Source organism: Stutzerimonas stutzeri, assembly GCF_002890895.1.
GTDB classification, from domain to species: domain Bacteria; phylum Pseudomonadota; class Gammaproteobacteria; order Pseudomonadales; family Pseudomonadaceae; genus Stutzerimonas; species Stutzerimonas stutzeri_AB.
In genome coordinates, this window is record NZ_POUL01000018.1 from 1 (window position 1) to 5,618 (window position 5,618).

General features: G+C 51.7%; 1 protein-coding gene, 2 tRNA genes and 3 rRNA genes. 5 read left to right on the top strand and 1 reads right to left on the bottom strand.

Annotated elements, in window-relative coordinates; all coding sequences use genetic code 11:
• On the bottom strand, nt 1-188 hold a 188-nt coding region (locus CXK96_RS20830; RefSeq protein WP_219807548.1), incomplete at its 3' end, for a hypothetical protein.
• Between the two features lie 154 nt (nt 189-342).
• Between CXK96_RS20830 and CXK96_RS20550 the strand changes: the two genes are divergently transcribed.
• The 5 genes from CXK96_RS20550 to rrf all read left to right on the top strand — a co-directional run bounded on the left by CXK96_RS20550 (nt 343) and on the right by rrf (nt 5,568).
• Nucleotides 343-1,879: ribosomal RNA gene (locus tag CXK96_RS20550) — 16S ribosomal RNA — on the top strand.
• A gap of 91 nt (nt 1,880-1,970) precedes the next feature.
• Nucleotides 1,971-2,047, top strand: a tRNA-Ile gene (locus CXK96_RS20555).
• Between the two features lie 30 nt (nt 2,048-2,077).
• Nucleotides 2,078-2,153: transfer RNA gene (locus CXK96_RS20560), tRNA-Ala, on the top strand.
• A gap of 254 nt (nt 2,154-2,407) precedes the next feature.
• A 23S ribosomal RNA gene (locus CXK96_RS20565) occupies nt 2,408-5,298 on the top strand.
• A 154-nt stretch (nt 5,299-5,452) separates the two neighbouring features.
• Nucleotides 5,453-5,568 (top strand): 5S ribosomal RNA (gene rrf / locus CXK96_RS20570).
• The 16S, 23S and 5S rRNA genes sit together here with 2 tRNA genes alongside, the layout of an rRNA operon.
• The last annotated feature ends 50 nt before the right edge of the window (nt 5,569-5,618 follow it).

A 5,618-nucleotide genomic window follows, 5' to 3' on the forward strand; every position in this document is an offset into this window, starting at 1 on the left:
TTTGAACGCTGTATGATTCGCCTCCCGCTGACGAGAGACGCTAGGTTGATCGGAAGCGCAAGCGGTTGAGAAGAAAGAAAAACTTCTTCAAAAACAGCTTGACGAGAAACAAGGCTGCTGTAGAATGCGCGGCCTCGGTTGAGACGAAAGGCTTGATCGAAACGCTCTTTAACAACTGAATCAAGCAATTCGTGTGGGTGCTTGTGAGGTAAGACTGGTAGTCAGCAAGATTATCAGCATCACAAATACTCAACGAGAAATCATTGAGTGCTCTTCTTTTAGGGGAAGAGATTTGCGATTGCTGAGCCAAGTTTAGGGTTTTTTCAAAACCCATGCAGTATTGAACTGAAGAGTTTGATCATGGCTCAGATTGAACGCTGGCGGCAGGCCTAACACATGCAAGTCGAGCGGATGAGTGGAGCTTGCTCCATGATTCAGCGGCGGACGGGTGAGTAATGCCTAGGAATCTGCCTGGTAGTGGGGGACAACGTTTCGAAAGGAACGCTAATACCGCATACGTCCTACGGGAGAAAGCAGGGGACCTTCGGGCCTTGCGCTATCAGATGAGCCTAGGTCGGATTAGCTAGTTGGTGAGGTAATGGCTCACCAAGGCGACGATCCGTAACTGGTCTGAGAGGATGATCAGTCACACTGGAACTGAGACACGGTCCAGACTCCTACGGGAGGCAGCAGTGGGGAATATTGGACAATGGGCGAAAGCCTGATCCAGCCATGCCGCGTGTGTGAAGAAGGTCTTCGGATTGTAAAGCACTTTAAGTTGGGAGGAAGGGCATTAACCTAATACGTTAGTGTTTTGACGTTACCGACAGAATAAGCACCGGCTAACTTCGTGCCAGCAGCCGCGGTAATACGAAGGGTGCAAGCGTTAATCGGAATTACTGGGCGTAAAGCGCGCGTAGGTGGTTTGTTAAGTTGAATGTGAAAGCCCCGGGCTCAACCTGGGAACTGCATCCAAAACTGGCAAGCTAGAGTATGGCAGAGGGTGGTGGAATTTCCTGTGTAGCGGTGAAATGCGTAGATATAGGAAGGAACACCAGTGGCGAAGGCGACCACCTGGGCTAATACTGACACTGAGGTGCGAAAGCGTGGGGAGCAAACAGGATTAGATACCCTGGTAGTCCACGCCGTAAACGATGTCGACTAGCCGTTGGGATCCTTGAGATCTTAGTGGCGCAGCTAACGCATTAAGTCGACCGCCTGGGGAGTACGGCCGCAAGGTTAAAACTCAAATGAATTGACGGGGGCCCGCACAAGCGGTGGAGCATGTGGTTTAATTCGAAGCAACGCGAAGAACCTTACCAGGCCTTGACATGCAGAGAACTTTCCAGAGATGGATTGGTGCCTTCGGGAACTCTGACACAGGTGCTGCATGGCTGTCGTCAGCTCGTGTCGTGAGATGTTGGGTTAAGTCCCGTAACGAGCGCAACCCTTGTCCTTAGTTACCAGCACGTAATGGTGGGCACTCTAAGGAGACTGCCGGTGACAAACCGGAGGAAGGTGGGGATGACGTCAAGTCATCATGGCCCTTACGGCCTGGGCTACACACGTGCTACAATGGTCGGTACAAAGGGTTGCCAAGCCGCGAGGTGGAGCTAATCCCATAAAACCGATCGTAGTCCGGATCGCAGTCTGCAACTCGACTGCGTGAAGTCGGAATCGCTAGTAATCGTGAATCAGAATGTCACGGTGAATACGTTCCCGGGCCTTGTACACACCGCCCGTCACACCATGGGAGTGGGTTGCTCCAGAAGTAGCTAGTCTAACCTTCGGGAGGACGGTTACCACGGAGTGATTCATGACTGGGGTGAAGTCGTAACAAGGTAGCCGTAGGGGAACCTGCGGCTGGATCACCTCCTTAATCGAAGACTTCAGCTTCTTCATAAGTTCCCACACGAATTGCTTGATTCACTAGCGAAAAGCGATTGGGTTTCGACCCGAGAGAGACGATTGGGTCTGTAGCTCAGTTGGTTAGAGCGCACCCCTGATAAGGGTGAGGTCGGCAGTTCGAATCTGCCCAGACCCACCAATTGTCATGGGATGTGGCCGATCTGTAGATGGGGCCATAGCTCAGCTGGGAGAGCGCCTGCTTTGCACGCAGGAGGTCAGCGGTTCGATCCCGCTTGGCTCCACCATTATTCTCGACAAATCGCTGAAAGCACAGAAATGAATAGACTCTAGTGAGTGTATTGATTTCTGGTCTTTGCGCCAGTAACTGTTCTTTAAAAATTTGGGTATGTGATAGAAGTAGATTTGAGTGGTCACTTTCACTGGTGATTATTCAAGTCAAGGTAAAATTTGCGAGTTGCTCGAGAGAGCAAATATGCGGATTTTCGGCGAATGTCGTCTTCACGTTATTAGACAGTAACCAGATTGCTTGGGGTTATATGGTCAAGTGAAGAAGCGCATACGGTGGATGCCTTGGCAGTCAGAGGCGATGAAAGACGTGGTAGCCTGCGAAAAGCTTCGGGGAGTCGGCAAACAGACTTTGATCCGGAGATGTCTGAATGGGGGAACCCAGCCATCATAAGATGGTTATCACACACTGAATACATAGGTGTGTGAGGCGAACCAGGGGAACTGAAACATCTAAGTACCCTGAGGAAAAGAAATCAACCGAGATTCCCTTAGTAGTGGCGAGCGAACGGGGACTAGCCCTTAAGCTTCTTTGATTTTAGCGGAACGCTCTGGAAAGTGCGGCCATAGTGGGTGATAGCCCTGTACGCGAAAGGATCTTAGAAGTGAAATCGAGTAGGACGGAGCACGAGAAACTTTGTCTGAATATGGGGGGACCATCCTCCAAGGCTAAATACTACTGACTGACCGATAGTGAACTAGTACCGTGAGGGAAAGGCGAAAAGAACCCCGGAGAGGGGAGTGAAATAGATCCTGAAACCGTATGCGTACAAGCAGTGGGAGCCTACTTTGTTAGGTGACTGCGTACCTTTTGTATAATGGGTCAGCGACTTATTTTCAGTGGCGAGCTTAACCGAATAGGGGAGGCGTAGCGAAAGCGAGTCTTAATAGGGCGTCTAGTCGCTGGGAATAGACCCGAAACCGGGCGATCTATCCATGGGCAGGTTGAAGGTTGGGTAACACTAACTGGAGGACCGAACCGACTACCGTTGAAAAGTTAGCGGATGACCTGTGGATCGGAGTGAAAGGCTAATCAAGCTCGGAGATAGCTGGTTCTCCTCGAAAGCTATTTAGGTAGCGCCTCGTGTATCACTGCTGGGGGTAGAGCACTGTTTCGGCTAGGGGGTCATCCCGACTTACCAAACCGATGCAAACTCCGAATACCAGCAAGTGTCAGCACGGGAGACACACGGCGGGTGCTAACGTCCGTCGTGAAAAGGGAAACAACCCAGACCGTCAGCTAAGGTCCCAAAATCCTGGTTAAGTGGGAAACGATGTGGGAAGGCTCAGACAGCTAGGAGGTTGGCTTAGAAGCAGCCACCCTTTAAAGAAAGCGTAATAGCTCACTAGTCGAGTCGGCCTGCGCGGAAGATGTAACGGGGCTCAAACCAGGTACCGAAGCTACGGGTTCATCGTAAGATGAGCGGTAGAGGAGCGTTCTGTAAGCCTGTGAAGGTGAGTTGAGAAGCTTGCTGGAGGTATCAGAAGTGCGAATGCTGACATGAGTAACGACAATGGGAGTGAAAAACTCCCACGCCGAAAGACCAAGGGTTCCTGCGCAACGTTAATCGACGCAGGGTGAGTCGGTCCCTAAGGCGAGGCTGAAGAGCGTAGTCGATGGGAAACGGGTTAATATTCCCGTACTTCTAGTTACTGCGATGGGGGGACGGAGAAGGCTAGGCCAGCTTGGCGTTGGTTGTCCAAGTTTAAGGTGGTAGGCAGAGATCTTAGGTAAATCCGGGATCTTAATGCCGAGAACTGATGACGATCCTTCTTTTAGAAGGAGAAGTGGTTGATGCCATGCTTCCAGGAAAAGCCTCTAAGCTTCAGGTAACTAGGAACCGTACCCCAAACCGACACAGGTGGTTGGGTAGAGAATACCAAGGCGCTTGAGAGAACTCGGGTGAAGGAACTAGGCAAAATGGCACCGTAACTTCGGGAGAAGGTGCGCCGGTGAGGGTGAAGCATTTACTGCGTAAGCTCATGCCGGTCGAAGATACCAGGCCGCTGCGACTGTTTATTAAAAACACAGCACTCTGCAAACACGAAAGTGGACGTATAGGGTGTGACGCCTGCCCGGTGCCGGAAGGTTAATTGATGGGGTTAGCGCAAGCGAAGCTCTTGATCGAAGCCCCGGTAAACGGCGGCCGTAACTATAACGGTCCTAAGGTAGCGAAATTCCTTGTCGGGTAAGTTCCGACCTGCACGAATGGCGTAACGATGGCGGCGCTGTCTCCACCCGAGACTCAGTGAAATTGAAATCGCTGTGAAGATGCAGTGTATCCGCGGCTAGACGGAAAGACCCCGTGAACCTTTACTATAGCTTTGCACTGGACTTTGAATTTGCTTGTGTAGGATAGGTGGGAGGCTTTGAAGCGTGGACGCCAGTTCGCGTGGAGCCATCCTTGAAATACCACCCTGGCAACTTTGAGGTTCTAACTCTGGTCCGTTATCCGGATCGAGGACAGTGTATGGTGGGTAGTTTGACTGGGGCGGTCTCCTCCTAAAGAGTAACGGAGGAGTACGAAGGTGCGCTCAGACCGGTCGGAAATCGGTCGTAGAGTATAAAGGCAAAAGCGCGCTTGACTGCGAGACAGACACGTCGAGCAGGTACGAAAGTAGGTCTTAGTGATCCGGTGGTTCTGTATGGAAGGGCCATCGCTCAACGGATAAAAGGTACTCCGGGGATAACAGGCTGATACCGCCCAAGAGTTCATATCGACGGCGGTGTTTGGCACCTCGATGTCGGCTCATCACATCCTGGGGCTGAAGCCGGTCCCAAGGGTATGGCTGTTCGCCATTTAAAGTGGTACGCGAGCTGGGTTTAGAACGTCGTGAGACAGTTCGGTCCCTATCTGCCGTGGACGTTTGAGATTTGAGAGGGGCTGCTCCTAGTACGAGAGGACCGGAGTGGACGAACCTCTGGTGTTCCGGTTGTCACGCCAGTGGCATTGCCGGGTAGCTATGTTCGGAAGAGATAACCGCTGAAAGCATCTAAGCGGGAAACTTGCCTCAAGATGAGATCTCACTGGAGCCTTGAGCTCCCTGAAGGGCCGTCGAAGACTACGACGTTGATAGGTTGGGTGTGTAAGCGCTGTGAGGCGTTGAGCTAACCAATACTAATTGCCCGTGAGGCTTGACCATATAACACCCAAACAATTTGATGTTTGCGTGTCAGACGGTTGAAGTCGACAAACAAACCGAAAAGACGCATCGCTCGCAAAGCAGACCAATACTGCAACACCATCACATACCCAATTAGGGGAAGCGACTCAACAGCGACTCCCCAACCGAATTGCTTGACGACCATAGAGCGTTGGAACCACCTGATCCCATCCCGAACTCAGTAGTGAAACGACGCATCGCCGATGGTAGTGTGGGGCTTCCCCATGTGAGAGTAGGTCATCGTCAAGCTTCTACACCAAACCCCCGATCTTCGTAAGAGGATCGGGGGTTTGTCTTTG